The organism is Corticimicrobacter populi (assembly GCF_003123725.1).
Lineage (GTDB): Bacteria > Pseudomonadota > Gammaproteobacteria > Burkholderiales > Burkholderiaceae_B > Corticimicrobacter > Corticimicrobacter populi.
In genome coordinates, this window is record NZ_QETA01000004.1 from 261,756 (window position 1) to 287,853 (window position 26,098).

At 62.3% G+C, this 26,098-nt stretch carries 21 protein-coding genes and 1 tRNA gene; 15 read left to right on the forward strand and 7 right to left on the reverse strand.

The features are described 5' to 3' along the window. Positions 1-11 precede the first annotated feature (11 nt). On the reverse strand, positions 12-1,178 hold the full coding sequence (locus DD235_RS11230; protein WP_109062167.1) for an ABC transporter ATP-binding protein: 1,167 nt from the start codon (positions 1,176-1,178) through the stop codon (positions 12-14). Next, positions 1,175-1,963, reverse strand: coding sequence for a DeoR/GlpR family DNA-binding transcription regulator (locus tag DD235_RS11235; protein ID WP_109062168.1), 789 nt, complete (start codon positions 1,961-1,963; stop codon positions 1,175-1,177). Before DD235_RS11235 ends, DD235_RS11230 begins: the two co-directional genes overlap by 4 nt. A gap of 316 nt (positions 1,964-2,279) precedes the next feature. On the opposite strand from DD235_RS11235, the gene ahpC reads away from it, so the two are divergent. Both ahpC and ahpF read left to right on the forward strand, forming a co-directional pair. Then, positions 2,280-2,843, forward strand: coding sequence for an alkyl hydroperoxide reductase subunit C (gene ahpC / locus DD235_RS11240; RefSeq protein WP_109062169.1), 564 nt, complete (start codon positions 2,280-2,282; stop codon positions 2,841-2,843). 270 nt (positions 2,844-3,113) lie between these two features. Next, on the forward strand, positions 3,114-4,676 hold the full coding sequence (gene ahpF, locus DD235_RS11245; protein ID WP_109062170.1) for an alkyl hydroperoxide reductase subunit F: 1,563 nt from the start codon (positions 3,114-3,116) through the stop codon (positions 4,674-4,676). Between the two features lie 98 nt (positions 4,677-4,774). Here the strand turns inward: ahpF and DD235_RS11250 are convergent, their stop codons facing one another. The 4 genes from DD235_RS11250 to mutM all read right to left on the reverse strand — a co-directional run bounded on the left by DD235_RS11250 (position 4,775) and on the right by mutM (position 10,564). Continuing rightward, positions 4,775-5,245 carry a hypothetical protein gene (locus DD235_RS11250; RefSeq protein ID WP_109062171.1) on the reverse strand — a complete coding sequence of 157 codons (471 nt, stop codon included), beginning with the start codon at positions 5,243-5,245 and terminating at the stop codon, positions 4,775-4,777. A gap of 34 nt (positions 5,246-5,279) precedes the next feature. After that, positions 5,280-6,677 (reverse strand): DUF3999 family protein, encoded by a 1,398-nt coding sequence (locus DD235_RS11255; protein WP_109062172.1) that lies wholly within the window; start codon positions 6,675-6,677, stop codon positions 5,280-5,282. After that, positions 6,674-9,646 (reverse strand): DUF2339 domain-containing protein, encoded by a 2,973-nt coding sequence (locus DD235_RS11260; protein ID WP_109062173.1) that lies wholly within the window; start codon positions 9,644-9,646, stop codon positions 6,674-6,676. The genes DD235_RS11255 and DD235_RS11260 overlap by 4 nt, the downstream gene beginning before the upstream one ends. 90 nt (positions 9,647-9,736) lie before the next feature. Further along, positions 9,737-10,564 (reverse strand): bifunctional DNA-formamidopyrimidine glycosylase/DNA-(apurinic or apyrimidinic site) lyase, encoded by an 828-nt coding sequence (gene mutM / locus DD235_RS11265; RefSeq protein WP_109062174.1) that lies wholly within the window; start codon positions 10,562-10,564, stop codon positions 9,737-9,739. A 73-nt stretch (positions 10,565-10,637) separates the two neighbouring features. Here mutM and DD235_RS11270 point away from each other — a divergent pair, with 73 nt between their 5' ends. The 13 genes from DD235_RS11270 (at position 10,638) to DD235_RS11330 (ending at position 24,317) form a co-directional block, all read left to right on the forward strand. Continuing rightward, entirely contained in the window at positions 10,638-12,494 is a 1,857-nt protein-coding gene (locus tag DD235_RS11270; RefSeq protein ID WP_109062175.1) for a tetratricopeptide repeat protein, read from the forward strand. After that, positions 12,491-13,087, forward strand: coding sequence for a lipoprotein insertase outer membrane protein LolB (gene lolB / locus DD235_RS11275; protein WP_109062176.1), 597 nt, complete (start codon positions 12,491-12,493; stop codon positions 13,085-13,087). The genes DD235_RS11270 and lolB overlap by 4 nt, the downstream gene beginning before the upstream one ends. Next, positions 13,084-14,007, forward strand: a complete 924-nt coding sequence (gene ispE, locus DD235_RS11280; RefSeq protein WP_109062177.1) for a 4-(cytidine 5'-diphospho)-2-C-methyl-D-erythritol kinase — start codon at positions 13,084-13,086, stop codon at positions 14,005-14,007. The genes lolB and ispE overlap by 4 nt, the downstream gene beginning before the upstream one ends. Position 14,008: 1 nt before the next feature. Further along, positions 14,009-14,084: transfer RNA gene (locus tag DD235_RS11285), tRNA-Gln, on the forward strand. A gap of 118 nt (positions 14,085-14,202) precedes the next feature. Next, positions 14,203-15,153, forward strand: coding sequence for a ribose-phosphate pyrophosphokinase (locus tag DD235_RS11290; RefSeq protein WP_162300472.1), 951 nt, complete (start codon positions 14,203-14,205; stop codon positions 15,151-15,153). Between the two features lie 124 nt (positions 15,154-15,277). Then, positions 15,278-15,880 carry a 50S ribosomal protein L25/general stress protein Ctc gene (locus tag DD235_RS11295; protein WP_109062178.1) on the forward strand — a complete coding sequence of 201 codons (603 nt, stop codon included), beginning with the start codon at positions 15,278-15,280 and terminating at the stop codon, positions 15,878-15,880. 92 nt (positions 15,881-15,972) lie between these two features. Beyond that, on the forward strand, positions 15,973-16,563 hold the full coding sequence (gene pth / locus DD235_RS11300; protein WP_109062179.1) for an aminoacyl-tRNA hydrolase: 591 nt from the start codon (positions 15,973-15,975) through the stop codon (positions 16,561-16,563). Positions 16,564-16,566: 3 nt separating this feature from the next. Continuing rightward, positions 16,567-17,382: a CPBP family glutamic-type intramembrane protease gene (locus DD235_RS11305; protein ID WP_109062180.1), complete on the forward strand. Its 816-nt coding sequence runs from the start codon at positions 16,567-16,569 to the stop codon at positions 17,380-17,382. Between the two features lie 113 nt (positions 17,383-17,495). Beyond that, a complete protein-coding gene (gene ychF / locus DD235_RS11310; RefSeq protein ID WP_109062181.1) occupies positions 17,496-18,587 on the forward strand; it encodes a redox-regulated ATPase YchF in 1,092 nt (363 codons plus the stop codon). A gap of 191 nt (positions 18,588-18,778) precedes the next feature. Next, positions 18,779-20,281 (forward strand): tetratricopeptide repeat protein, encoded by a 1,503-nt coding sequence (locus DD235_RS11315; protein WP_162300473.1) that lies wholly within the window; start codon positions 18,779-18,781, stop codon positions 20,279-20,281. 57 nt (positions 20,282-20,338) lie between these two features. Then, positions 20,339-20,881 (forward strand): sigma-70 family RNA polymerase sigma factor, encoded by a 543-nt coding sequence (locus tag DD235_RS11320; protein WP_109062294.1) that lies wholly within the window; start codon positions 20,339-20,341, stop codon positions 20,879-20,881. Beyond that, complete coding sequence (locus DD235_RS11325; protein WP_109062183.1) at positions 20,878-21,849, forward strand: FecR domain-containing protein; 972 nt, start codon at positions 20,878-20,880, stop codon at positions 21,847-21,849. Before DD235_RS11320 ends, DD235_RS11325 begins: the two co-directional genes overlap by 4 nt. Positions 21,850-21,935: 86 nt before the next feature. Continuing rightward, positions 21,936-24,317, forward strand: coding sequence for a TonB-dependent siderophore receptor (locus DD235_RS11330; RefSeq protein ID WP_109062184.1), 2,382 nt, complete (start codon positions 21,936-21,938; stop codon positions 24,315-24,317). Between the two features lie 86 nt (positions 24,318-24,403). Here DD235_RS11330 and DD235_RS11335 read toward each other — a convergent pair whose 3' ends face one another. Continuing rightward, positions 24,404-26,017, reverse strand: coding sequence for an ATP-binding cassette domain-containing protein (locus DD235_RS11335; protein ID WP_109062185.1), 1,614 nt, complete (start codon positions 26,015-26,017; stop codon positions 24,404-24,406). Positions 26,018-26,098: the final 81 nt, after the last annotated feature.

The window sequence follows — 26,098 nt, forward strand, 5'->3', positions numbered from 1 at the left end:
GCGGAAAACGGTCAGGCGTATTGCGCGACCGGTCGGAAATCGTCTTGTGTCGTGTGGGGCTGTGCCTGATGGTCTGCCGTACCGGTATGTGGCAGGTCAAGGCGTCGACCGCTGTCGGGCGCGAAGTAATGGGCATGCACGGTGTGCCAGGACAGCCCCAGGCGAGCCCCCGGCAGTGCCGGCAAGCCATGGGCGATGCGGGCGATGATCTGACTGGCATCGGGCAGCTCCAGATAGGCATAGGCCTCGGCTCCCTGGAACTCCCTGTGCCGCAGGATGACCGGGATACGGCCGGCAGCGACATCGCCCAGGAGCAGGTGTTCCGGCCTCACGCCGATGCGCAGGGGGCCGCCCGTCGTGCTGCCATCATGATGGGGCAGCAATTCTGCCGGGACATAGCTGCTGTCGAGCAGCATCATGGGAGGCGTGCCGATGAACGTGGCGCAGAAGGTGTTGCGTGGCTGGTTGTAGAGTTCGGCTGGCGCGCCCTGCTGAGCGATGCGTCCCTGGTCGAGCAGCACGACCGTATCGGCCATGCCCAGCGCCTCGGTCTGGTCATGGGTGACATAGACCACTGTCATGCCGAGGCGCTGCTGCAGCGAACGGATTTCATGGCGTACGCTGTGGCGCAGTTTGGCATCCAGGTTGGACAGCGGTTCGTCCATCAGGCACAGCGAATGGCCCGAGACGATGGATCGTGCCAGCGCTACGCGCTGCCGTTGTCCGCCCGACAACTGGGCCGGCTTGCGCTGTTCCAGTCCGGCCAGGTTGGTCAGGCGCAGTGCTTCCTGCAGCCGGTGTTCCCGTTCGCCACGTGCCAGGGAACGGACCTTGAGGCCGAACACGATATTTTCGGCCACGCTCAGGTGCGGGAACAGGGCATACGACTGGAAGACCATCGACAATCCGCGCTGTGCCGGCGGCGCTGCCGTGACATCGTGGCCGTCGATCTCGACACTGCCGCTGTCGGGGTGCTCCAGGCCGGCGATCAGTCGCAGCAGCGTCGACTTGCCGCAGCCGGAGGGGCCCAGCAGGGCCGTCAGGCCGCCACGCGGAATATCCAGGTCGAGGCCGGGGATGACCACCTGTTCGCCCCAGCTTTTGCTGACTTGGCGCAGGCGGATGGCGGGCGTGGGATGTAGGTGGGCAGTGGCATGTGCCAGGGGTGCGTGATTCATGCAGATAGTTCCTGTCCTTGTGCCTGTGGAATCATCAGGCGCGTTGTCTCTGTCATGACGTTCTCGAAACCGTCGGGCAATGCGCTGTCCGTGACCAGAATTTCATGGTCGCGGATATGGCCGCTGCGCACGGGGGCCGTCCGACCGAATTTCGAGTGATCCAGAATCAGGATGCGGGTCCGGCAACTCTCGCGCAGCGCCTCATGGCAGGCGGCTTCGGCGCGGTCGAAGTCCAGCAAGGCACCATCGGGATCGACGCCGCCCACACCCGAAATGCCGAAGTCGGCCCGGAAGCTGCGAAACAGCCGTTCTGTCTCGGTCCCGAGGATCTCGGGATTGGGAATGCGCAATTCGCCGCCCGGCATCACGATGCGGTGGGTGTCGTCCTGGCCCAGCGCCAGGGCGACCCGCAGGTTGTTGGTGACGACGGTCAGGTGGCGTCGCTGCTGTCGCGCCAGGGCCAGCGCCACCTGTTCCGGCGTCGTGCCGAAGCCCAGCAGAATGCAGCTATGGTCGGGGATCAGACTGGCGACCGCCTGACCGATCAGGACCTTGGCATCGAAGTTGCTGATGCGGCGGGTGTCGTAGGGCTGGTTGAGCTGTGGTGCGATCAGTTCGGCACCGCCATGGCGGCGGCGCAGCAGGTTGGCTTCATAGAGCTGGTTGAGGTCGCGCCGGATGGTCTGGGGCGTGACCTTGAAATGTCCGGCCAGACGGTCTACGCTCATGGCACCGTGGCTGCGCAGCATCGCGACGATGTGATCCTTGCGTGTCGAGAGATTCATTTGACGGCATCTTTGTTTTCATATGAACAGGCCGTAGCGTAGGCAGCGCGAATGACATCACCGTGACCGGCGGATGAAGAAAAAATGACAGCGTTATATATTCATATGAAAGTGGTCGGATGACGCCAGCCTTTTCGCGGCATGATGCAAAGGGTTTATCGAATTCATCTACATTGATAGCTCATGACAATCGCAAATATGGAATTAATCAATTTTACATATCGGTCGATTTGAGGCATCATGTGAACCATGGATCGGCAAGCAGTGCTTCAAGCCCTCCCCGATTGTTTTTCAACCCATTGTGAGGAAACAGGAAATGTCCCTTATCAACACCCAGATCAAGCCGTTCAACGCTACTGCCTACCACAATGGCAAGTTCGTTCCCGTCAGCGACGAAACCCTCAAGGGCAAGTGGTCCGTGATCGTGTTCTACCCGGCCGACTTCACCTTCGTCTGCCCGACCGAACTGGAAGACCTGGCCGACCATCACGCCGAGTTCCAGAAGCTGGGCGTCGAAATCTACGGCGTGTCGACCGACACCCATTTTGCCCACAAGGCCTGGCACGACACGTCCGAAGCCATCGCCAAGGTCAAGTACCCCCTGGTCGGTGATCCCACCGCCACGCTGGCGCGCAACTTCGACGTGCTGATCGAAGAAGAAGGCCTGGCCCTGCGCGGCACCTTCGTGATCAACCCCGAAGGCCAGATCAAGGTTCTCGAAATCCACGACAACGGTATCGGCCGTGACGCCAGCGAGCTGCTGCGCAAGGTCAAGGCAGCCCAGTACGTGGCTTCGCACCCGGGTGAAGTGTGCCCCGCCAAGTGGCAGGAAGGTGCCGCCACCCTGACCCCCTCGCTGGACCTGGTCGGCAAGATCTGATCACCCAGACCGGCAACAGGGCGTCCGGTCCGTAGCGGCGTCCTGTTCCTCCCTGCCGACGGGCCTGGCCCGTCGCAGGCGATTTCTTTCCATGCGGCGGCCGTGTCTCTGGCCGGTTGTCGCATGCCGGCCCGGCCATGATACGGATCATGATGGTGCCGTCGCTTTATTCCTATACTCATCGTGGCTCATGCAGAGCCGGGCGGCTGTGATGCACAGCGGTTCGCCGCCGGTCGCCCGTACAAAACGCATTTCGTTGGAGTCGTCATTATGTTGGATGCAAACCTCAAGGCCCAGTTGAAAACCTATCTGGAAAGGATCACTCAGCCGATCCGCATCGTTGCGCATCTGGATGATGGTGATCATTCGCGCGAAATGCGTACGTTCCTGCAGGACGTGGCCAGCCAGTCTAGCCGGATCGAACTGATCGAAAGTTTCGAGGGCGACGATGTGCGCCGTCCCTCGTTCTCGGTTGCGCGTCAGGATGCCGAACAGGCCGGCGTGGTCTTTGCCGCCATTCCCATGGGGCATGAATTCACTTCGCTGGTACTGGCCTTGCTGCAGGTCGGCGGCTACCCGGTCAAGCTCGACCAGGATGTCATCGATCAGGTGGCGGCGCTCGAAGGTGAGTTCCACTTCGAAACCTACATGTCGCTGACCTGCCAGAACTGCCCGGACGTGGTTCAGGCCATCAACGCCATGGCGGTGATCAATCCGCGCATCACCCATGTCGCCATCGACGGCGGCCTGTTCCAGGATGAGGTCGAGCGTCGCCAGATCATGGCCGTGCCGACGGTCTATCTCAATGGCGAAGTGTTCGGCCAGGGCCGTACCGGTGTCGAGGAAATCCTGGCACGTCTGGATACCGGTGCTGGTGCCCGCAAGGCAGAGCAGCTCAGCGCCAAGGAAGCATTCGACGTGCTGGTGGTCGGCGGGGGCCCGGCAGGTGCGGCGGCGGCTGTCTATGCCGCACGCAAGGGCATCCGCACCGGCGTGGTGGCGGAGCGTTTCGGTGGCCAGGTGCTGGATACCATGAGCATCGAGAATTTCATTTCGGTGCCGCATACCGAAGGCCCGAAGTTCGCGGCTGCGCTGGAACAGCACGTCAAGGACTATGACGTCGACATCATGAACGTGCAGCGCGTGCAATCCCTGCGTGCCGGCGACCTGATCGAGGTGGAACTGGCCAGTGGTGCAGTGCTCAAGAGCCGCAGCGTGATCCTGGCGACGGGTGCCCGCTGGCGCGAGATCAACGTGCCGGGTGAGCAGCAGTACCGCAACAAGGGTGTGGCCTACTGCCCGCACTGCGATGGTCCCCTGTTCAAGGGCAAGCGCGTGGCGGTGGTCGGCGGCGGCAACTCCGGCGTCGAGGCGGCCATCGATCTGGCGGGCGTGGTGGCGCATGTGACACTCATCGAGTTTGGCGATGCCCTGCGCGCCGATGCCGTGCTGCAGAGCAAGCTGCGCAGTCTGCCCAACGTCGAGATCCTGACGCAGGCCCAGACGACCGAGATCACCGGCGACGGCCAGAAGGTCAATGGCCTGTCGTACAAGAACCGCGCGACCGGCGAAGCGCATCATGTCGAGCTGGAAGGCGTGTTCGTGCAGATCGGTCTGGTGCCCAATGCCGAATGGCTGGGCGAAACGGTCAAGCGTACGCAACATGGTGAAATCGAGATCGATGCACGCTGCGCAACCAATGTGCCGGGTGTGTTTGCGGCAGGCGATGTCACCAACGTGCCCTACAAGCAGATCGTGATCGCTGCGGGCGAAGGTGCCAAGGCGGCGCTGAGCGCCTTCGACTACCTGATCCGTTCGTCGGCCCCGAAGTAAGCAGTTGGGTGGCAGTCGGTCTGGTATGTTCTCAGGACCGAAAAAAACCGGGCGGAAATAATTTCTGCCCGGTTTTTTAATGATGTCCTTAGGTGATGTCAGAAGTGCTTCCACAACTGCATTCGTTGCCTGTCCTTTTTTCTTTTCTCGAACACCAGATTGGAACCAATGACTTCAACCCAGTATTTTGCATTTTCCAGCACGAAGTGCCGGTAGCTGTGCTGCTGGTTGGCATCAGCCCAGTCCGGGTCGTGCTGGGTGCGATTTGCGAGGGTGTCGCGCAGCCACGGCGAATGGGTGATTTCGTAGTAGTAGCATTTGCAGTCATGCTCCGTCTCAACGGGATAGGTCGTCTGTTTGGTAAAGCGGGTATGCCTGATTGCCAGCATATTCTCGATAGTGAAGCAGCCTAGAAAACCTGCATCCTGAACTTTTCCGTCAAGCATGGACTGATAGTCCCAGCATTTGAAATAGTAAAAGAGCTCATCCCGGATGAACTCCGTCATGCAGAACGACTGCGGGTCCTGCCAGACCTGGTCGATGGGCCGGATAATGATTTCCGCTTTCATGTCGTGATTCTGATTTGGCAAGGGTGAGCCAAGGCTACTTCTGCGGCGTGCGCATGGCACGAAGGGTGATCCAGACGACCAGCGCCACACCGGCGACCAGAACCAGCCAGAGCACCCATTGCCAGCGCATGCCTGCATCGATTTCATCGGCGGTTGCCGGCGTGAGCGCGCGCTGCCCGCCTGCAGTCTCCATGGCCCCCAGGCTGGCGACCGGCAGCATGACGGCATCGCGCTGGATGGTGCCCGAGGCCAGCAGACCGTCGATGGGGTAGTCGGCACGCTCGGCCCGTCGGCTGCCGGCAGCGAGGAGGTAGGGTGCATCGCCCTGGGGCAGCACCAGGAAGCGGTCCGGCCGATAGGACAGTTGCAGTACCGGAGCCTGCGGCAATGCCGGGCGCGAGACGATACGCCAGTAGGTATCGCGGTTGCTGGCCAGCATCTGTGGCGAGTGGGTGGCCGGTTCTGCACCGGGCTGGCGCAGCGAGAAGGCCGTCAGTCCGCCCACCGTGCGCCAGGGCGCGTCTGCTGTGGCGCGGCTCTGGATTTCGAGCGCGCTGACCTGGTTTGCACCCAGCTCGACATTGAACTGGGTGACGGGATAGCGCCCTGTGCTGCGATAGTCGAATGTGCCGGCCTGCGTGTTTGCGTCAGTCGATGGCTCGGCTTGCAACGACAGATTCTGCAAGGGGACTTGTTGCAGGGTGGCGGCAGTGTGCCGCAGTTCGATGCCTCGCAAGGCCGGCCATGCCTGGGCCCCAGTGGGATGCAACCGCAGATAGCGGGCTCGGGTGAGAGGCAGATCGACCTGCAGGCGTTCGATGCGCAGGCCATTGTCATCCAGCAGCAGGATGCGCTGGCGTGGTGCCAGTGTGTGCCAGTCTGCCAGGTCGTCGCTGGCCAGTACGTCGAATTCGACCTGTACGGGGGCCTGCTGTGCCGGTGCCAGAATCAATTTGATGGCATCAGGTGCCTGATTGCCGGCATCCAACAGCAGATCTGGCGGGCCGGACTGGGTGTTGGAACCGGCTGCGGCTGTGTTGATGTCCAGCTTGCGCAGGCGGCCATCGGCATCGCGTTCCAGCCGCAGCGACAGATCGTCGCCAGGCTGCACTGTGCCTGGCTTGCCCGACGCCGGGATGGCGAGCCACTCTGCAGGACGCCAGGATTGTTCCGTATAGGCTGCGTCACGCCAGGGGGCCAGCGGGATTTCCTGGCCTGCAGCGTTGAATGCGGCAATATCCCTGATATCGGGGCGCACGGTGTTTGCGTAGACCTCGACGGGCAGGGTCAGCAGATGCGCGCCGTTCTGCGCATCGGCCTGCAGCGGCCATTGCTGCGCATAATCCTGTGCACCGGCATGGGCCGTCTGGCCTGCGGTCAGGGCCAAACCCAGCAGGAGGAGCTGAAGCGAACGGAGAGGGAACCGGGTCATGATGCAGGTGTTCCTTGCGAATCGGGACGAGGGGTGCGGGGAGGGCTGGGCGCAATGCGGCCGACGACGACCAGCAGCATGCCTACCGCGAGGAAGGATGCGATGCCGGTCAGGTTGCCGATGTATTGGCGATCAACCAGCAGCAGCTTGAGCAGGACCAGACCCAGCAGGATGGCTCCGCCGGTCCAGATGGCCCGGTTGCCATGGCGCGATCCGGCGATCCAGGCGACGACCCCGGCAATGCTCCAGGCGATGCTGAGGGAAATCTGCGCAATCGGCGTGGCCAGCAGACCAGGATGCCAGGGCAGATCGGCCCAGTGGTGGCAGGCACGCAGCACGCTGCTGGTCAGGGCGGCGAACAGGGCGGCGCTCCAGCCCAGCCATGCAGCGGCTGGCAGGGGGCGTGCGGATTGGCGCATGGCCAGTGCCGTGCCGGCCAGGCCGCCGAACAGGAGCAGTTCGGTCGGATTGAGGACCGGTACCCAGAACGGGAGAGGCAGGCTGTCGCCAGGATGGAACAGGGCACTGAGCCAGAGAATGGCGGGGATCAGGCTGGCAATGACCAGCCAGACCCGGCACCACTGCAGGAATTGCTGCCCGATGGGCCAGCCGGCGCGTTGTGGCTGTTCCCAGGCCAGCCAGAGCATGAATGCCCAGGGCAGGAAATAGGCCAGTTGTGCCCAGGCTCCCAGCGTCAGCAGGCCGCCATGGTAAATGATGTCATCGTAGTACGACAGGCGACCGGCATCCGGATAGGCCAGCGTCTGCATGCCTTGCGACAGCGTCGTGCTGGCCAGGATGGCGACCAGTCCGAGCATGCACAGATGGACGATGGGCAGGGTTTTTGACGGTGTGGTTGGGCTGCCTTCGGCCTGGGGGTGGGCCGACGCATGTCCGGCCACCAGTGCGCGGCAGGCCAGCAGCAGGGCACCCGGAACAAGCAGCCAGGGCAGTTGGCGCCAATCGGTCAGCGTCAGTGGCGTACGGCTGTCGGACATGGACAGCAGCGCGTAGAAGGCGCAGAGCGCGGCGGCAGCCACCATTGGCCAGGCCAGCTTGCGCCATGCCAGGGGCCGGTAGGCCAGCGCTGCCACACCCGCCAGCAATGCGGTGAAGGCGGCCAGCACAGGCAGGGGTTGCCGGATACTCTGTTCGAAGAGAATTTCCCAGAGACCCAGTGCATAGCCCCAGAACAGCCCCCAGACCAGCATCACGCCAGCCAGGATGGGTTGTGCCCTGGGCATCGGGCGAGGGGCAGGCCGATCCAGCAGCCAGGCCGAAACCAGCGCCGACAGGGACAACAGTACGATGCTCAGTCGATAGGACACGGTGTCGGGCTGCTTGAACAGCGACCAGAGCGACAGCGGCCACAGTTCGCTGATGGCACCGTAGGATATGTGGTCGAGCAGGGCAATGGCGGCGGCACCCTGCAACAGCAGACCGGCCAGTATGAGCAGACGGCGCGACTGGCGCTGACCCAGCCAGACCAGCCCGGCACCCTGCAATGCCCAGATCGTGGAGGTCCATTGCGCCGACAGGGCCAGGGGAATGGCCAGCGTGACGAACGCCAGCGCGATGCCGGCCAGTGCCTGGGACAGCAGTTGTCCTCCGGTGATGCGGCGTGCCCAAAGACACAGCAGGGCGTAGACGAAGGCGACCGCCAGTGCACTGTAGGCCAGTGCCATCGGCTGGCCCGTGAGCATCGCCGCCTGCAGGCCGAATGCCAGCAGCGGCGTGCCGAACAGCAGGGTATGGTCCAGACGTGCATGCAGGCGGCTGGTGACGGCACGCGGCGTGCGGGCATACAGCAGCGGAATGATGGCGTAGAACAGGAAGAACAGAATCAGGAAGGGTTCGACGCTGGCAAACAGTTCGTCGCGATAGGCGCGTGCACCCCACATGGTGCCGACGCCGAATGTGAATGCAAACCCCAGCAGATTGAGTGCGCGCCAGGGGCGCAGCCAGGCCACCAGCAGCACGGCGGCGTTGAGCACGGCATAGAAACTGAACAGGGCGACATGGTTGCCAGAACCCGTGGACAGCAGCAAGGGGGCCAGGTAACCGCCCGACAGACTCATGAAGGCCAGTGCCTGGGCATGCTGGCGCACAGCCAGAATGCTGCCGCAGGCCACCAGCACGATGATCAGGGCCAGTGCGACCGTAGCGGGCAGCAGGTGGTAAAGCCTGAATGCGGAAAATACGATCAGCATCAGAATGCCGAGCGCGCCACCCTGAAGCGTGAGCCCGAAGGTGGGGCGCTGCCTGGCCGAACGCAGCCCCCAGCCGAGCATGCCGAGTGCGGCCAGCGCCGCGATGGCTAGGCGCAGCGGCATGGGCAGGGAGAACAGCCCGGTTTGAGCGGCATAGCGCAGCGCGGCACCCGCGCCGATCAGTAGGATCAGCATGCCGATCTTGACCGGGATGTTGCCCTCGAAAAGCCATTGTCGGACCAGGCGTGAGGCTCGCACCAGCCAGTCTGGCTGCGTAGCCGTTGGCCTTGTGCCGCTTGCAGTATCGACTGGGACGGCAGCGGCAATACTGGCCATCGAGTTGGTGGGGGTGGGTATGTCGGCTTCTGCGTGCGCCGTGATGGCGGGGGCCGGCACAGGGACGGGCGTTGTCGCTACGGCAGGCGTTGAGGGGAGACTGGCCGGCTCGGGTTGCGGCATGGCAGCAGCCGGTGAGAGGGGCCGGGCAGCTTCGGTAGTAGCCGGAGATGACTGCGCAAGTCTGGCCTCAAGGGCATGCAGTCGCTGGTGCAGTCGTGCAGTCTGGCGTTGCTGCCAGACGGCGAAGGCCAGCAGGCCGGCCAGGGTGCCGCCGCTGACTGCGAAGTAGCCGTCGCCAAGCAGGTGGATGGCCCAGCCTGCGAAAGCCGCCAGCAGGAACGGCGTAATCGCGCGACGGGCATTGATGTACCTGCCGATCAGCCAGGCGACAAGCAGGGAAAGGACCAGGGCGAATTCCATAGGCGGTGCCAATAAGGTATGAAAATGCGTTGCTGCGATTTAACCCGAAAACGGGAATGCTTCCTACTGTCTTTTTTACAGCTATCCCGCTCAACGGCGTGGCTGGCAGTGCGGGCAGAAATAGGTCGCACGCGTGCCCTGCACAATGCGGCGTATTGCCGTACCACACTGACGACAGGGCTGACCGTCGCGTTCGTATACATAAGCATGGAACTGGAAATAGCCGGGTTCCCCGCCGATGCCGACATAGTCGCGCAGCGTGGTGCCACCTGCACGCAGGGCATCGCCCAGCGTGTCGCGAATGGCCTGCAGCAACCGGGCGCAGCGCGGGCGCGACAGCCTGTTGGCCGGCAGAGCAGGGTGGATGCCGGCCCGGAACAGGCTTTCGGAGGCGTAGATATTGCCGACGCCGACGACGATGTGGCCGCCAAGCAAGGCCTGCTTGATCGGCAGACTGCGCCTGTGCAACTGTCCATGTAGCCACTCGGGTGTCAGTGCCGGGTCGAAGGGTTCCATGCCCAGTATCGCCAGCAGCGGATGTGCCTCGATCGGCCCGGCTTCGGCCGGATGCCAGAGCACGGCACCGAAACGGCGCGGGTCGTGCAGCCGCAGAGTGGCGTGATCGAATATCCAGTCGATGTGGTCGTGCTTGCGGGGCAGTTCGTCATCGGGGGTGCGGCGCAGCGAGCCGGACATGCCAAGGTGAACGATCTGCGTGCCATGCTCGAAGCGGATCAGCAGGTATTTGCCCCGCCGCTGGCAAGCCAGCACGGAATGACCTGCCAGTGTCTGAGGCAGGTGCGCGGGCACGGGCCAGCGCAGGGCAGGCTGTCTGACCACCAGTTGGTGCAGCGGATGGCCGGTCATGACGGCGTCGATTCCGCAACGGGTTGTTTCGACTTCGGGTAACTCAGGCATGGAGTGATGCTAACATTCCCGCATCCGCTCATGCCTGCCTGGGCATGAAAAGTTTTCATTCGGTAATGCTCAGATGATGAATCCCGTTCGGTTTTTACTGACCTCGCTGGGAGCGGGGCTGCTGGCGACTGGCTCGGCCAGTGGCAGCACGCACGTTTCGCGGCTGCTGGCCGCAGACGACACGCCCAAAGTGGTGCAGTCGGCCCGTGAGGTCGAGCGCATTCACCTGCGCCAGGGAGAACTGCCGGAGGTCAAGCTGACAGGCGATATCCTCTATCGCATCCTGGCGTCCGAAGTCGCGGCACAGCGGGGTATCTATCCCACGGCAGCCAGTACGCTCTACCAACTGGCACAGTCCACCCGCGACCCGCGACTGGCCAGACGTGCGCTGGAGTTCTCGTTGGCCGGCGGCAGCCTGGTCAATGCGCTCGAGGCAGCGCGACTCTGGGCCACGCTCGATCCGGCCGATCCCGAGGCAGATTCCTCCGTGCTGGCCCTGAGTGCCGCCAATGGACAGACTCGCGGTCTGGCGGACGAATTGCGCCAGCGCATGACCAACGCCACCGACAAGGTCGCTGCGCTGGAGCAGGCTTTGCAGGTCTTGGGACGGGTGCGCCAGCGCAAGCAGGCGCTGGATATCCTTGACCAGGTACTCGACGATCAGACGCGCCAGATGTACGAGGCCCGGCTGGCCCTCTCCGATCTTGCCTTTGCTGCCCAGGAAATCGATCGCGCCGTGCTGGAAGCGCGTCTGGCGCTGGTGGCCCGGCCCGGAGCCGAGCAGGCCGCCTTGCGCGTGCTCGAATACGGCGTGAACCTGGATCAGGAGCAGGCTATCGAGGATGCCCGGACGTTTGTCCGCAACCACCCCGGTGCCCGCGAAGTACGGCTGGCACTGGTCGGTCTGTTCGTCAACCTCAATCGCTACGGTGATGCGCTGCAGGAGCTGACGCTCATGCGTGCCGATGCTCCCGAGGATTTCGATCTGCTGCTGTTGCAGGCCGAAGTCAATTACCAGTCCGAGCGTCTGGATACGGCCCGCGCGCTGCTGGACCAGTATCTTTCGGTGCAGACCCAGCGGCGGCGCGATGTGGGCGATGGCGCATCGGATGCCTCTTCCGCGCAGGCTGATGCCTATTTGCTGCTGGCGCGCATTTCCCAGGAGCAGGGCAAGATCGAGCAGGCCGTGCAGGAACTGGGCATGATCGATGACCCCGACATGCAATTCCAGATATCCCTGCGTCAGGCCCAGCTGTATGCCAGCCAGGGGCAGTTCGATGCTGCCCTGGATCGGGTTCATCAGGCACAGGCACGCGACGATGACGAGCGTATCCAGCGGGCTCAGTTCGAGGCGCAGCTCCTGCGTGAAGCCGGCCGTGTGGAGGCCGCGATTGCTGTGCTGGAAAAAGCCGATGTCGACATCCCGGATGCGACCCAGATCAAGTATGACCTGAGCATGCTGTACGAGCGGGTGGGGCGACTCGATGAGATGGAACGCCTCCTGCGCCGGATCATCGAGATCGATCCTTCCCATGCACATGCCTATAACGCACTGGGCTATACCTTTGCGGATCGCAATATCCGCCTTGACGAGGCGCATACCCTGATTTCCAGGGCGCTCGACATGATGCCGGACAACCCCTACATCCTCGACAGCATGGGCTGGGTGTTGTTCCGGCAGGGCGATCTCGGCCGTGCCCAGGATTATCTGTGGCAGGCCTACCGGATCGCACCCGAGTCGGAAATCGCCGCGCATCTGGCCGAAGTGATGTGGCAGCGTGGCAGTTTCGATGAGGCCCGCCAGTTGCTGGCCGATGGATTGCGCCAGGAGCCTGACAGCGCTGTGCTGCTTGAAACCGTCAAGAAACTTGGCCTGACCGCCGACGAACTGATTTCCGTGCAGCCCGCACAGGGCGTATCCGCGCCATGAGCGGCAAATCGATCTCGCGGTTGGTGCGTGCCGGCGTCATGGCGGCAGTGGTTCTGACACTGGCTGCGTGTGCCACACCGGATCCGCTGGGCAGCCTGGGCACGGGTGATGCCGCGCATCATGCCGTCGTGCGAACCGGCCGCTTCGCCGTGCAGGTCGTGCAGGCTGATGGCAAGCAGGATGCCGTGCAGGGTGGTTTTGCCTGGCGCGACGAAGGATCCCGGCTGCGCCTCGACCTGTCCACCCCAATGGGGGCCACACTGGCGCGTATCGACGCAAGCCCTGCGCAGGCGCGGCTCACACGCAGCGATGGCAGTGTGGAGCTGGCCGAGGATCCCGATGCCCTGGCCCGCAGGGTGCTGGGCGCAGATGTACCTGTCTCGGGATTGCGTACCTGGCTACAGGGGCGTCCTCTTCCGGGCACGCCTGTCGAAGGGGCACGTCATGACGCGGCGGGTCGGCTGGTCTGGTTCGAGCAGGATGGCTGGCAAGTGGCACTGGAACGTTATCGCGAGGATGGTACGCCGGGCCTGGTGCGCCTGTCGCGCCAGGCGGCCGACAGGCGGGTATCGGTGCGCCTGGTGATGTCGTGAAGACGCTTTACGATATTCCGGCACCTGCCAAGATCAATCTTTTCCTGCATGTGGTCGGTCGCCGTGATGACGGTTATCACCTGCTGCAGACTGTCTTTCGCTTCATTGACCTGCAGGATACGCTGCAGGCCGACGTGCGTGCCGATGGCGAGATCAGTCGCAGCTACGACCTGCCCGGCGTGTCGCCCGAGCAGGATATCGTCCTGCGTGCCGCCCGTCTTCTGCAGGCAGAAACCGGTACGTCGCTTGGTGCCCACCTGGGCCTGGACAAACGCATCCCGATGGGCGGCGGATTGGGCGGCGGTTCCAGCGATGCCGCCAGCGTGCTGGTGGCACTCAATCGGCTCTGGGATACGGGCCTGGATCGCAGCCAGTTGATGCAACTGGGCCTGCGGCTGGGCGCTGATGTGCCGGTATTCATCTTTGGCCAGAATGCATTCGCCGAAGGCGTGGGCGAGGAATTGCAGCCCCTGGTCTTGCCGAAGGCGGCCTACGTGATCGTACAGCCTTGCGCGAGCGTGGCGACTGTCGATATTTTTTCGGCGAAAGAGTTGACACGTGACACAAAGCCTGTCAGAATTACGGACTTTCCTGCTGCTGAAACAGATTTTTTGCTTCAGCCACCTCAAGAGGTGCGGCAGTTCGGGCATAACGATCTTCAGCCTGTCGTCTACAGCCGGTATCCGGTTGTTTCGCAAGCTGCAAAATGGTTGTCGGGCCTGGGTGTCGAGGTCAGGATGTCGGGCTCGGGTGCATGCCTTTTTGCCGGATATCATGATCTGCAAAACGCCGTTTTGGCAAAACAGGAAATTGTCGCTACAATGCGAACCGCCGGATCGGAAGCGATCAGGTTGATCAACTCGGTGCATGCATGTGCCGGACTGGTCGAACATCCATTGCGACATTGGGTTACCCGATAATTGGGGAGTGGCCAAGCGGTTAAGGCACCGGATTTTGATTCCGGCATGCGAAGGTTCGAATCCTTCCTCCCCAGCCAGAATTCGTACGTGATTTACAAAAATAAAAGCTGTTGAACCTGCCAGGAAGAAATCGAGGGGGCGGGTTCGGCGGCTTTTTTTGTTTTCAGGGTCCAGGCCCGTTACATCTGCATCGACATGGCACACGAACACTTCATGATTTTCACCGGCACCGCCAACACACGTCTGGCAGCCGATGTGGCCAACCATCTGGATATGTCGCTGGGAAAAATGACCGTCGGTCGTTTTTCCGATGGCGAAGTGATGGTTGAAATCAACGAAAACGTGCGAGGCAAGGACGTGTTCGTGCTGCAGCCGACCTGTGCACCGACCAATGACAACCTGATGGAAATCATGGTGATGGTCGATGCCCTGCGCCGCGCTTCGGCAGGTCGCATCACCGCCGCGATTCCCTACTTCGGCTACGCCCGCCAGGATCGCCGGCCGCGTTCGGCCCGCGTGTCGATCTCGGCCAAGGTGGTGGCCAACATGCTGCAGGTCGCCGGCGTCGACCGCGTGCTGACCATGGACCTGCACGCCGACCAGATCCAGGGCTTCTTCGATATCCCGGTCGATAACATCTACGCCGGTCCGATCCTGCTGGGTGATATCTGGCGTCGCAACTTCAAGAACCTGGTCGTGGTGTCTCCCGACATCGGCGGCGTGGTGCGCGCCCGTGCGCTGGCCAAACCGCTCGAGGCCGATCTGGCCATCATCGACAAGCGTCGTCCACGCGCCAATGTGTCCGAAGTCATGAACATCATCGGCGATGTCGATGGTCGTACCTGCATCATCATGGATGACATGGTGGATACCGCCGGCACGCTGTGCAAGGCTGCGCAGGCGCTCAAGGATCGTGGTGCCGGTGCCGTGTATGCCTATTGCACCCACCCGGTACTGTCGGGCAGCGCCATCGAGCGCATCACCGATTCGGCGCTGGATGAGCTGGTCGTGACAGATACCATCCCGCTGGGCGAGGAAGCCCGCAATTGCGGCCGCATTCGCCAGTTGTCGTGTGCCGCACTGCTGGGCGAAACCATTCTGCGTATTGCCAACGCCGAATCGGTCAGCTCGCTGTTTGTCGAATAAAATACCCGGTTTTCCGGCATGACTGGTCGCGGTCATGCCGGGCACAGGTCCCGCATGTGCGACGGCCTGAACATCTGGACATACCCCTATACGGGATGTCTGCTTCAATAGTCTGGAGTTTTACATGAAATTCAATGCAACTGCGCGTAGCGTCCAGGGTACGAGTGCGAGCCGCCGCCTGCGCCGCGCTGGTCGTGTGCCGGCCATCGTCTACGGCGGTGCTGCCCAGCCCGTCAACGTCGAACTGGACCACAACGAGATTTTCCACGCACTGCGCAAGCCCGCGTTCGCCTCGTCCGTGCTCGAAATGGATCTCGAAGGCAAGGTCGAGACCGTTCTGCTGCGCTCGGTCCAATGGCACCCCTTCAAGTCCCAGGTCCTGCACATCGATTTCCAACGTGTGAGCGCCAACGAAAAGCTGACCACCAAGGTGCCGCTGCGCGTCATCAACGCTGAAGTGTCGCCGGCTGTGAAGCTGAGCAGCGCCCTGATCAGCCAGATCCACACCGAAGTCGAAGTGGTCTGCCTGCCCAAGGACCTGCCCGCCGAGATCATCGTTGACCTGAGCAACCTGCAAGGCGGTGCTTCCGTGCACCTGAACGACCTGGTTGCCCCGGCTGGCGTGAGCTTCCAGGCTCACCCCAACGATCCCAACCCGGCTCTGGTGACCGCTATCGTCAAGGGCGGCGGCGCTGCTGCTGGCGCAACGGAAGAAGCCGAAGGCTGATCCCGGATATGCCGGCCTGCGCCGGCATGCTGGAACCCCATGCATGCAGCCGCATGTCATGGGGTTTTTCATAATAAGAGTGTGCATTCGAAATGAGCTTACCCATACGTCTGCTGGTCGGTCTTGGCAATCCAGGCAGTGAATATGCCCGAACCCGGCACAATGCCGGTTTCTGGCTGCTGGATCAGGCGGCCTCCGATCTGGGCGCTTCGTTTGGCATGGACAGAAATTTCTTTGGCGAAGTCGCGTCGGCTCGTCGTGGCGGCGAACGGATTCACCTGCTCAAGCCCACGACGTTCATGAACCGCTCCGGCCAGGCCGTGGGCACCATGGCGCGCTTCTACAAGATTCAGCCCGAGGAAGTCCTGGTCGTGCATGACGAACTGGACCTGATGCCGGGACAGATCAAGCTGAAGCAGGGCGGTGGCCATGCGGGCCACAACGGCCTCAAGGATATCCAGGCCGCTCTGGGCAGCCCCGCGTTCTGGCGCCTGCGCATCGGCATCGGTCATCCCCGTACGCTCAACCTGGCGCAACAGGTGGCCGCTTTCGTGCTGAATCCGCCGCGTCTGGAAGAGCAGATCGATATTGATCGCGCCATCGACAAGGGACGCAAGGCATTGCCGCAATTGCTCGACGGCCAGTTCGAGTTCGCCGTGCGCGACCTGCATACGGAGAACTGATCGATGGCGGCCACGCGCTTCAGGGAAGACTTCAGGCAATTCCGTGCTTTCCTGCGCCGGCCACACCTGCGCCATGCGCCTCGTTCACCAGGCCTGTCCGGCATGGGAGCGACGGCGCTTGACTGGACGCAGGGGCTGGATGTGCGCCGCCTGCTGTGTTGGGCGGCCTGCCTGTGGTTCAGCAATATTTTCGTGCTCGGCCCGCTGGTGCTGATGGCCATCGGTGCGGGCGGGGCGACGCATCGGCTGGACATGAACAATATTCCCTGGCTGGCGGCCCTGGCCTGGGCCCCTCTGGTGGAAGAACTGCTGTTTCGCTACGGCCTGCGCCGTCCCTTTCAGTCGCTCTGGCTGCTGCCTGCGATGCTGGCGATTACGCTGCTGGGCCCCAAGAACCCGGCCATCGTGGCCGTGGTGGTGGTACTGGTCCTGCTCTGGCTGCCGGCCTCGCTGGGTAAATGGCTGTGGCGGCGTGGCTGTGCGTTGCTGCCGAAAATGGCCTGGCGCTCAGTGTGGGCGGGCAGCTTGCGCGCAGGCCGCTGGCGCTGGCTGCGTCGATATCGGCGAGCATTTCCGTGGCTGTTCCATCTGAGCGTGCTGCTGTTTGCTGGCATGCACTGGATGAACTACGAGATGAACCAGATGCCGCTTTGGCTGATGCCGCTGCTGGTACTGCCGCAGTGGTTGACCGGGCTGGTGCTGGCCTGGAACCGGGTGCGTCATGGCATTGCCTCTTCCATCCTGCTGCATGCCATTTTCAACAGTGGCCCATTGCTGCTGATTGCGCTGTTCATGCTGGGCGGCGCGGATCTCTCGTAGTGCTGCATGACCGATACACGGCACAAGCCGGTTAAACTGTCGAATGACGGATCTGGAGATCCGACCCCATTCCACTGATTACTCCCTATCTCTCTTTCAGGAATACAAGATCCATGGCACTGCAATGCGGCATTGTTGGTCTGCCCAACGTCGGTAAATCCACGCTCTTCAACGCGCTCACGCGCGCCGGCATCGCGGCGGAAAACTATCCGTTCTGCACCATCGAGCCCAACGTGGGCATCGTCGAGGTGCCCGATCCGCGCCTGGACAAGCTGGCCGAGATCGTCCATCCGGAGCGCGTGCTGCCGGCCACGGTCGAATTCGTCGATATCGCCGGTCTGGTGGCCGGCGCCAGCAAGGGCGAAGGCCTGGGCAACCAGTTCCTGGCCCACATCCGCGAGACCAACGCCATCGTCAATGTGGTGCGCTGCTTCGAGGATCCCAACGTGGTCCACGTGGCCGGCAAGGTCGACCCCATTGCCGACATCGAGGTGATCGAGACGGAACTGTCGCTGGCCGACCTGCAAACCGCCGAGAAGGCCCTGCACCGCTACAGCAAGACGGCACGCTCCGGCGACAAGGAAGCCCAGCGCATCGTCAGCGTGCTGGAAAAATGCATTGCCCACCTGAACGAAGCCCGTCCGATCCGCGCACTCGACCTGAGCGACGAAGACCGCGCCATCATCAAGCCGATGTGCTTCATCACGGCCAAGCCGGCCATGTACGTCGGCAACGTCAGCGATAGCGGCTTTACCGACAATCCCATGCTGGACCGCCTGATGGCCTACGCCGCCGAGCGCAACGCGCCGGTCGTGGCCATCTGCGCCGCCATCGAGGCCGAGATCGTCGATCTCGAGGATGCCGACCGCGAAGTCTTCCTGGCCGACATGGGCATGGAAGAGCCGGGCCTGAACCGCCTGATCCGCGCGGCCTTCAAGCTGCTCGGCCTGCAGACTTACTTCACTGCGGGCGTCAAGGAAGTGCGTGCCTGGACCGTGCCGATCGGTGCCACCGGCCCGCAGGCTGCCGGCGTGATCCACACCGACTTCGAACGCGGCTTCATCCGTGCCCAGACCATTGCCTACGAGGACTTCATCCAGTTCAAGGGCGAGCAGGGAGCCAAGGAAGCCGGCAAGATGCGCGCGGAAGGGAAAGAGTACGTGGTGCAGGATGGTGATGTGCTGAACTTCTTGTTCAACGTTTGACGAACAGAAACAGTCCATTCTGCTTCCGCCACCTCCGAAATCTCCCAAAAGCCCTGCGTAAATGCCGGGCTTTTTGCTGTTCAGCGTTGTTCGCCGAACTCCGGCAAAAAAGCGGGCGTATTGATGGATATGCCCGGAGTGTGATGGCAGTAACATTTGTCCACTGCATCACAAGGCATCAAAAATTCAATATGAAAAATATATTCCGCAGAATGGCCGACACGCTGCGCCGTCTCATGGGGTCATCTGGCAAAAATGACGACAATCCTGATGCGCAGTATCAGCGAGGCCGGAGCTATGCGGATGGAAACGGCGTTGTCCAGGACTATGCGCAGGCCGTGCACTGGTATCGCAAGGCCGCAGAGCAGGACCATGCGCCTTCCCAGAATGCCCTTGGCTGGCTGTACATGCGTGGCCTGGGTGTGCCCCAGGATGATGTCCAGGCAGTGGCGTGGTGGCACAAGGCGGCCGAGCAGGGATTCCATATCGCCCAGAACTGGCTGGGTGGTATGTATGCAGCGGGGCGCGGCGTGGCTCAGGATGATGCACAGGCGGAGAGTTGGTGGCGCAAGGCTGCGGAGCAGGGGAACGCCAGGGCCCAAACGAATCTCGGCAGCATGTTTCAGCTTGGCAGGGGCGTGGCCCAGAGCGATGCTCAAGCCGTAGCCTGGTGGAGCCGGGCGGCGGAGCAAGGGCATGCCGAAGCGCAATCGAATTTGGCCGATATGTATGCGGCCGGGCTGGGTGTTGAACGGGATGATGTTCAAGCTGCAGCCCTGTGGCGTCAAGCGGCCGAGCAAGGCAACGTGATCGCCCAGGCGAGTCTGGGGGCTTGTTACTCAAAGGGTGATGGCGTAGATCAGGACGATGCCCAGGCCGCTGCGTGGTGGTGCAAGGCGGCAGAGCAGGGCCATGCTGTTTCTCAGGCGAATCTTGGCGCTTTGTACATGGATGGCCGCGGGGTTGCTCAGGACGCAGAAAAAGCAGCCACCTGGTGGCGTAAAGCCGCAGAGCAAGGCAACGAGCTGGCCCAGTCCAATCTCGATGCCCTGCAGATTCTCCAGCAGCGCGATGTGGATGACGCGGTCGAGTGGTTGCGCACCGCCGCCGAACACGGTGACGCGGAAACCGGGGATGCTCTCCTGTTCGATGAGCGGCATCCTGCCGTGGGCGGTATCGAATCGCTGGTGCTGGATGGCACGACCTATTTTTTCGGATTCGACTTCAAGAGCGATATGGTGCTATCGCCGTTATTCGATGATATTGACGCGATGGCTGCGTATGCCAGCCGGTATATGCTGCAAACGGATGGCGCGCACGACGCGGCCTATTGGCGAGAATTGGCTGACGATGCCATCGAGGATTCGGCGCTTGCGTCCAGCCTGGAAGAGCGAACCTTCTCCAGTCATGTTCTGGCCTTGACGCTCGAAAAATTGCGCCATGCCAGCCAGAGTAATTCGACGGTGCCGGGTTTTTCGGTAGAGCCTCATTTGATCTATCTGCTTGAAGCAGCCGGCGGCTGGCGTGCAGACCGGAGCAATATCGAGGCGGACATTTGCAGCATCGCTGGCGAGGAGTCCCTGGCAGAAGGCGAGAGCGTGACGCAGGTCTCGCAACGCCTGCAAGCGCAGCTTAAGGAATTGGTCGAGCAAGCGCCAGGCAACTGGTCGGAGCGGTTCGCAGCACTGTCGTGATAGAAGTGAGAACTGATATTATAATCTTCTCATCTCTGCTGTGGCGTGTATGCCCAAATGTCTCATTCCGGTATCGAGGAACTCTATCAGTCGCACTATGGCTGGCTGCGCACATGGCTGCAGCGCCGCCTGGACAATGACAGCGACGCTGCCGACCTGGCCCAGGATGCATTCGTGCGCCTGCTGGTCACGCCACGCGGGTTCGATAGCCCCTGCGGGGCACGGGCCTATCTGCGCACGATGGGCAAGCGGCTGTGCATTGATCTATGGCGTCGCCGCGAGGTCGAACAGGCCTGGCGCGAGGCGTTGCGCCATGCGCAGGGCGTGGCACCATCGCCCGAGCAGCAGGCCATTGTGATCGAGACCTTGCTCGAATTGGGCAACATATTGCAGCGCTTGCCGGCCAAGGTCCGGGAAGCCTTCATCCTGGCACAGGTGGAGGGGCTCAAATACCGGGATGTGGCCGAGCGCCTGAATGTGTCCGAGCGCATGGTCAAGAAATACATGGCGCAGGCGCTGGTGCATTGCGCATTGCTCGAAGCCGATTTTCAGGACGCCCAGCCCAGGTGGTCGGGCATGACTGCAGTACCACAGGAATGACATCGGCCCAGGAGTGGCATCGTGTTTTGCAGGAAGCGGCAGACTGGTATGTGCGGTTGAGTGATGCGCCGCACGATGCGGCACAGCATGAAGCCTGGCGGCAATGGCTGCACAGCCAGCCCCTGCACTCTCTCGCCTGGGAAAAAATAAACAGCGTGGGCCAGCGCTTTGCGGGCCTGGGCGAGCAATCCGATTCGGTGTCCATGGCAAGCGGTTTGCGCCGGGCCGCAGCGCCGGGTCGTCGCCGTGCGATGGGTACGTTGGCCTGCCTGTTGACGGCGGGCGTGGGTGGGTGGTTGGCCTGGCGATATCCGCCGGTACAGGATCGGCTGCTGGCCTGGCAGGCCGACAACCAGACCGGCGTCGGTGAAATCCGCGAACTGCGCTTGCCGGATGGCAGCCTGCTTTGGCTGAATACCGCCAGCGCCGTGGATTTCGTGATGAGCGGGGATCAGCGATTGTTGACCCTGCACCAGGGCGAGGTTGTGGTCGAGACGGCACATGACAGTGCCCGGCCCTTCCTGGTTGCCACGCGTTTTGGCACGATGCAGGCTCTGGGAACGGTGTTCCTGGTACGCAAGGAGGCCGAGTCGGCCCATCTTGCCGTGCTGGAAGGTGCGGTTGAAATCCGTCTGGCCAGTACGGGTGAGCGCCGGATCATCGCTCAAGGCGGGCAGGTCAATGTCACTGTGGACAGTATCGGCGCGGATGCGGCACTCGGCCCTGCGCAGGCGGCCTGGCGCAATCGCGTGCTGGCGGTAGACAACATGCGGCTGGAAGATGTCCTGGCGCAGCTTTCGCGTTATCGGCGTGGCTATCTGGGCGTGCATCCGGACGTGGCCGACCTCAAGGTCATGGGAGCCTATCCGGTGCCCGATACCGACGCTGCACTGGAATTGCTGGCAGAGGCTCTGCCTATCCGGGTACAGCGCAGCCTGCCTTGGTGGGTCACGATAGAGCCGCGTTGAACGACGAGTTCCCTTTTTTCGTTTTCGTCCGTTCTGTATAGGGAAGGCGCTGCACAACGGCCGCGCCCGCAACCTTCGCGTCTGTCATGTCATTCCCTATTTTCTTTCGTCAATCCATCCTGCCTCGTGTCCTGGTCGCCAGCCTGATGGTGCCTGCGATATTCCCGTTGGCCGTGTCGGCGCAGCAGACTGCGTCGGCACCTTCGCAATTCGACATTGCCGCCGGCCCGCTCGGCCCGGCCCTGAATCAGTTTGCACAAATCGCGGGTATTTACCTGAGTGGTGCCGGCAGTCTCACCGAAGGGCGGCAAACGGCCGGCCTGCATGGCACCTACAGCGTCGAACAGGGCCTGGCCATCCTGCTGGCCGATGCCAATCTGCAGGCGCGTCGTACCGGGGAGGGGCGATATACCTTGCAGCCCAGGGCCGATGCAGCGACATTGGCCCCCATCATGGTGACGGCTGCTGATGCCCGGACGGACGGGGGCCTGAACGCCTTCGTGGCCAGCCAGAGCGGCAGCGCCGGCAAGGTGGAAGCCGAACTGTTCGAAACGCCACGCTCGGTCAGTGTGGTCACGCGTGCGCAAATGGAAGCGCGCGGTGCCATGAGCGTATTGGACGCCGTGACCTACACGGCCGGGGTAACGACGGGCAGCGCAGGTTTCGATCCTCGCTTCGATCAGATATCCATACGTGGTTTCCAGGTCAATATCAAAGGGGATTACCTGGATGGTCTGCGCCAGACGCCGGGTATCTATGCCACGCCGCGCACCGAACCCTATTTGCTCGAACAGGTGGATATCGTCAAGGGACCGATGTCGGTACTGTATGGGCAGGGCACCCCTGGCGGCCTGATCAACCGGGTATCCAAGCGTCCGACCGACACGCCTGTGCGCGAGGTGATGGTGACGGGCGCTTCGCACGATCGCAAGCAGTTTGCCGTCGATATCGGTGATGACATGAATGAAAGCGGTACGGCGCGCTTCCGGGTCACGGGTCTGATCCGGCGTGGCGAGTTCGACCGGCAGATCAACGATGACAGGGATGTGCTGGCCCCGGTATTCGATTTTCAGCTCAGTGACAAGACGACGCTGACGGTGCGCGGGCAATACATGAAGGATGATACCGATGGCGGGGTCGGGACGTATGTCGATAATGGCCGGCCGACCAGCATGCGCATCAGCGATCCTGACTACGATTATCAGCGACAGACGGAATACCAGTTTGGCTACGAACTGGTGCATCGCTACAGTGATGCCCTGACGCTGAGCCAGCACCTGCGCTACAGCGACCTGGACATGAAGGTACGTTATCTGGACAACGCCGGCTTGCGACCGGGTACGCGCATCCTCGACCGCTCGGCCTGGTCTGTCGGCAGCAAGGTGGAAAGCCTGGTGGTGGATAACCGTGCGCTCCTGAATTTCCAGACGGGCGAGATCGACAATCAGTTGCTGGCGGGCTTCGACTATCAACGGGTCAACTGGAACAATCGTATCGGTTTGCTGACCAGCGGTGTGCCGCCGCTCGATCTGGACAATCCGCAGTATGGCAATGTCTCCTTGCCGACACCCGACTACAACCTGGTCTCGGTCAAGCAGCGCGATGACCAGCTTGGCTACTATCTGTCCCATCAGGCCAGCATCGGCAATTGGCGGCTGAATCTGGGGGGGCGCTACGATGTCGTGCATCAACGCAACCAAAACGTCCTGGCGGGCGGCAGTGTGCTGCGCAAGAAAGATGATGCGTTCACCTGGCAGGCTGGCGTGCTGTACCTGAGCGACAGTGGTTTTGCACCGTACCTGAGCTATGCCACTTCGTTTACGCCCAACAGCAGCCTGAATGCACAGGGCACGCCGCTGGATCCGACGCGCGGTTCGCAGATCGAGGCCGGGGTCAAATATCAGTTGCCCGGTCAGCGCAGCCAGATCACGCTGGCGGCCTATCAGATCGATGAAAAGGATGCTGTGCGGGCTGTGCCGGGTACTGCATATTCGGAGCTGGCCGGCAAACTGCGTTCGCGAGGTGTAGAACTCGAGGCATTGGCCGAGCTGGATGACGGACTCGATCTGATTGCCTACTACAGTTATCACCGCAGCCAGGTACGGGCCAGCAACAATCCTGCCGAAGTCGGCAAGACCCCGAGTCGCCAGCCGCGCCATACTGCCGGAGCATGGCTGGATTATCGCTTGCAGCAGGGGCCGCTGGCAGGGCTGGGTTTCGGGGCCGGTGCGCGCTATGTGGGCAGCAGCTATGGCGACACGCTCAATACCATGCATAACCAGGCCTCGACGCTGGTCGATCTGGCAGTCAGCTATGACTTTGGCTTGCGCAATGCATCGCTCAAGGGCTGGTTTGCGAGCCTGAACGTGCAAAACGTGGCCGACAAGGAAGTCGCAGTGTGCAGCAGTGGCTATTGCTATCTGGGCATCGGTCGGCAGATTGTGGGCAGCCTGCGCTATCGCTGGTAAGGCCAATCCAGGCACGTCTTCGAGGTGTGCAGGAATGGATCAAGGGGGTCACCAATTCTCATTGGTGACCCCTGGACTTTCCACCCTCACCACGGTGTCAGTTGCCAGCCATCCGGGCTTGCCTGCAGGCGGTCAGTCAATGCCAGGTTGTTCATGAACACCTCATCATGCGACACCACGACCAACGCCCCTCGGTAGCTGCACAACATGGCTTCGAGCGCCTGCATGGTCGTGATGTCGAGGTGGTTGCTGGGCTCGTCCAGCAACAGCAGAGATGGTGAAGGAAGGCGGTAGAGCAGGCAGGCCAGTGCCGCTTTCAGGCGCTCTCCACCGCTCAGCAAGCCGGGCGGTACGGTCAGAGCGTGTGTGTCCAGACCGATCTGTGCCAGTCGCATGCGTAGCGTGCTTTCGCCAATACCCATATCGCACGCGCGCAACTGCTCCAGAATCGGGATGTCATTTCCCAGAACTGTCAGGCGCTGGTCCAGGTAGGCGCTGCCGGGCATGACCCTGACGGAGCCTGACAGGGGAGCGAGGTGCCCGGCCAGCACTTTGAGCAGCGTCGATTTGCCGCTGCCGTTGGCTCCGCTGATGCCGATGCGTTGCTGGTTGCCCAGGATGAGGTTGACAGGCGGACTGCGATCCGCGACGAAGGGCAGCTGTACATCTTCCAGTACCGCTGCCTGTCGCGTAGCCGCCTGAATGGCAGGTGGTACGAAGAGGGTGATCGGGCTATCTTTTTCGACCTGTGCGGCGGCTTCACGCACATCACGGGCAAGCTGCGCGCGGATGGCGGTATGTTGCTGCTGCAGCTTGCCGGTCGAGAGTTCGCTGCGTGCCTTCTGGCGGTCCAGCAGGATTTTGGCCTGGTTGGTGTCCTTTCCCTGGCGGTTGCCTTGCGCTTGCTTGCGCGCCTGCCGCTCGCGTTGTGCGCTCATGGCTTGTTCTCTGCGCTGGCGCTCTGTCTTGCAGTGCGCCAGTTGTTGCAGGGCCTGCTGCCTTTCCTGGGCCTTGGCCTCGGCATAGAACGTGTAATTGCCGCCATGGCTGCGCAAGCCCAGCTCAGACAATTCCACGATGCGCTCCATGTTTTGCAGCAACTGCCGGTCATGACTGATGACCAGCAGACCGCCCGGCCAATCCTGCAGCTGTGTCTCCAGTATCTGGCGGCTTGGGCGATCCAGATGGTTGCTGGGTTCGTCCAGGATGAGAAAGTCTGCGTTCGACAGCAGGGCACCGATCAGCGTGATCCGCATGGCTTCGCCGCCGCTGAGGACGTGGGCGGGACTGCCTGCATCGAGATGGCCCAGACCGTGACGTTCGAGCGCGTATTGCAGGCGTGGGCCGATGTCCCAGTATCCATCTACCGTATCGAAGTCTTCCGGTGCGCAGCTGCCCGTTTCGATACGCCCCAGTGCGTCCAGTATGTGCTGCACGCCAGCGAGGCTGGCCAGGGTGGCACCGGCTGGTGGGGAAACTTGCTGGGCCAGGTAATGCACGTTGCCTGATCGCAGGCAGCGGCCACCGGACGGCAGCAACTGTCCGGCCAGCAGGCGCGCCAGCACTGACTTGCCGGCACCGTTGCGCCCGACCAGGCCCGTGGGGCGTTGGTCGAAGGTTTCATGGAGTGGCCGAAAAAGCATCCTGCCGTCCGGCAGGGAATAGGTCACGCCTTCCAGCGTGATATGAGGATTCGTCATGCGTCATGGTTCCAGTGATGCCAAGGCTTCCCTGCAGTGCAGGGGCGATTGGAGTCTGGCCGTCAGGTCGACGGCGGCATC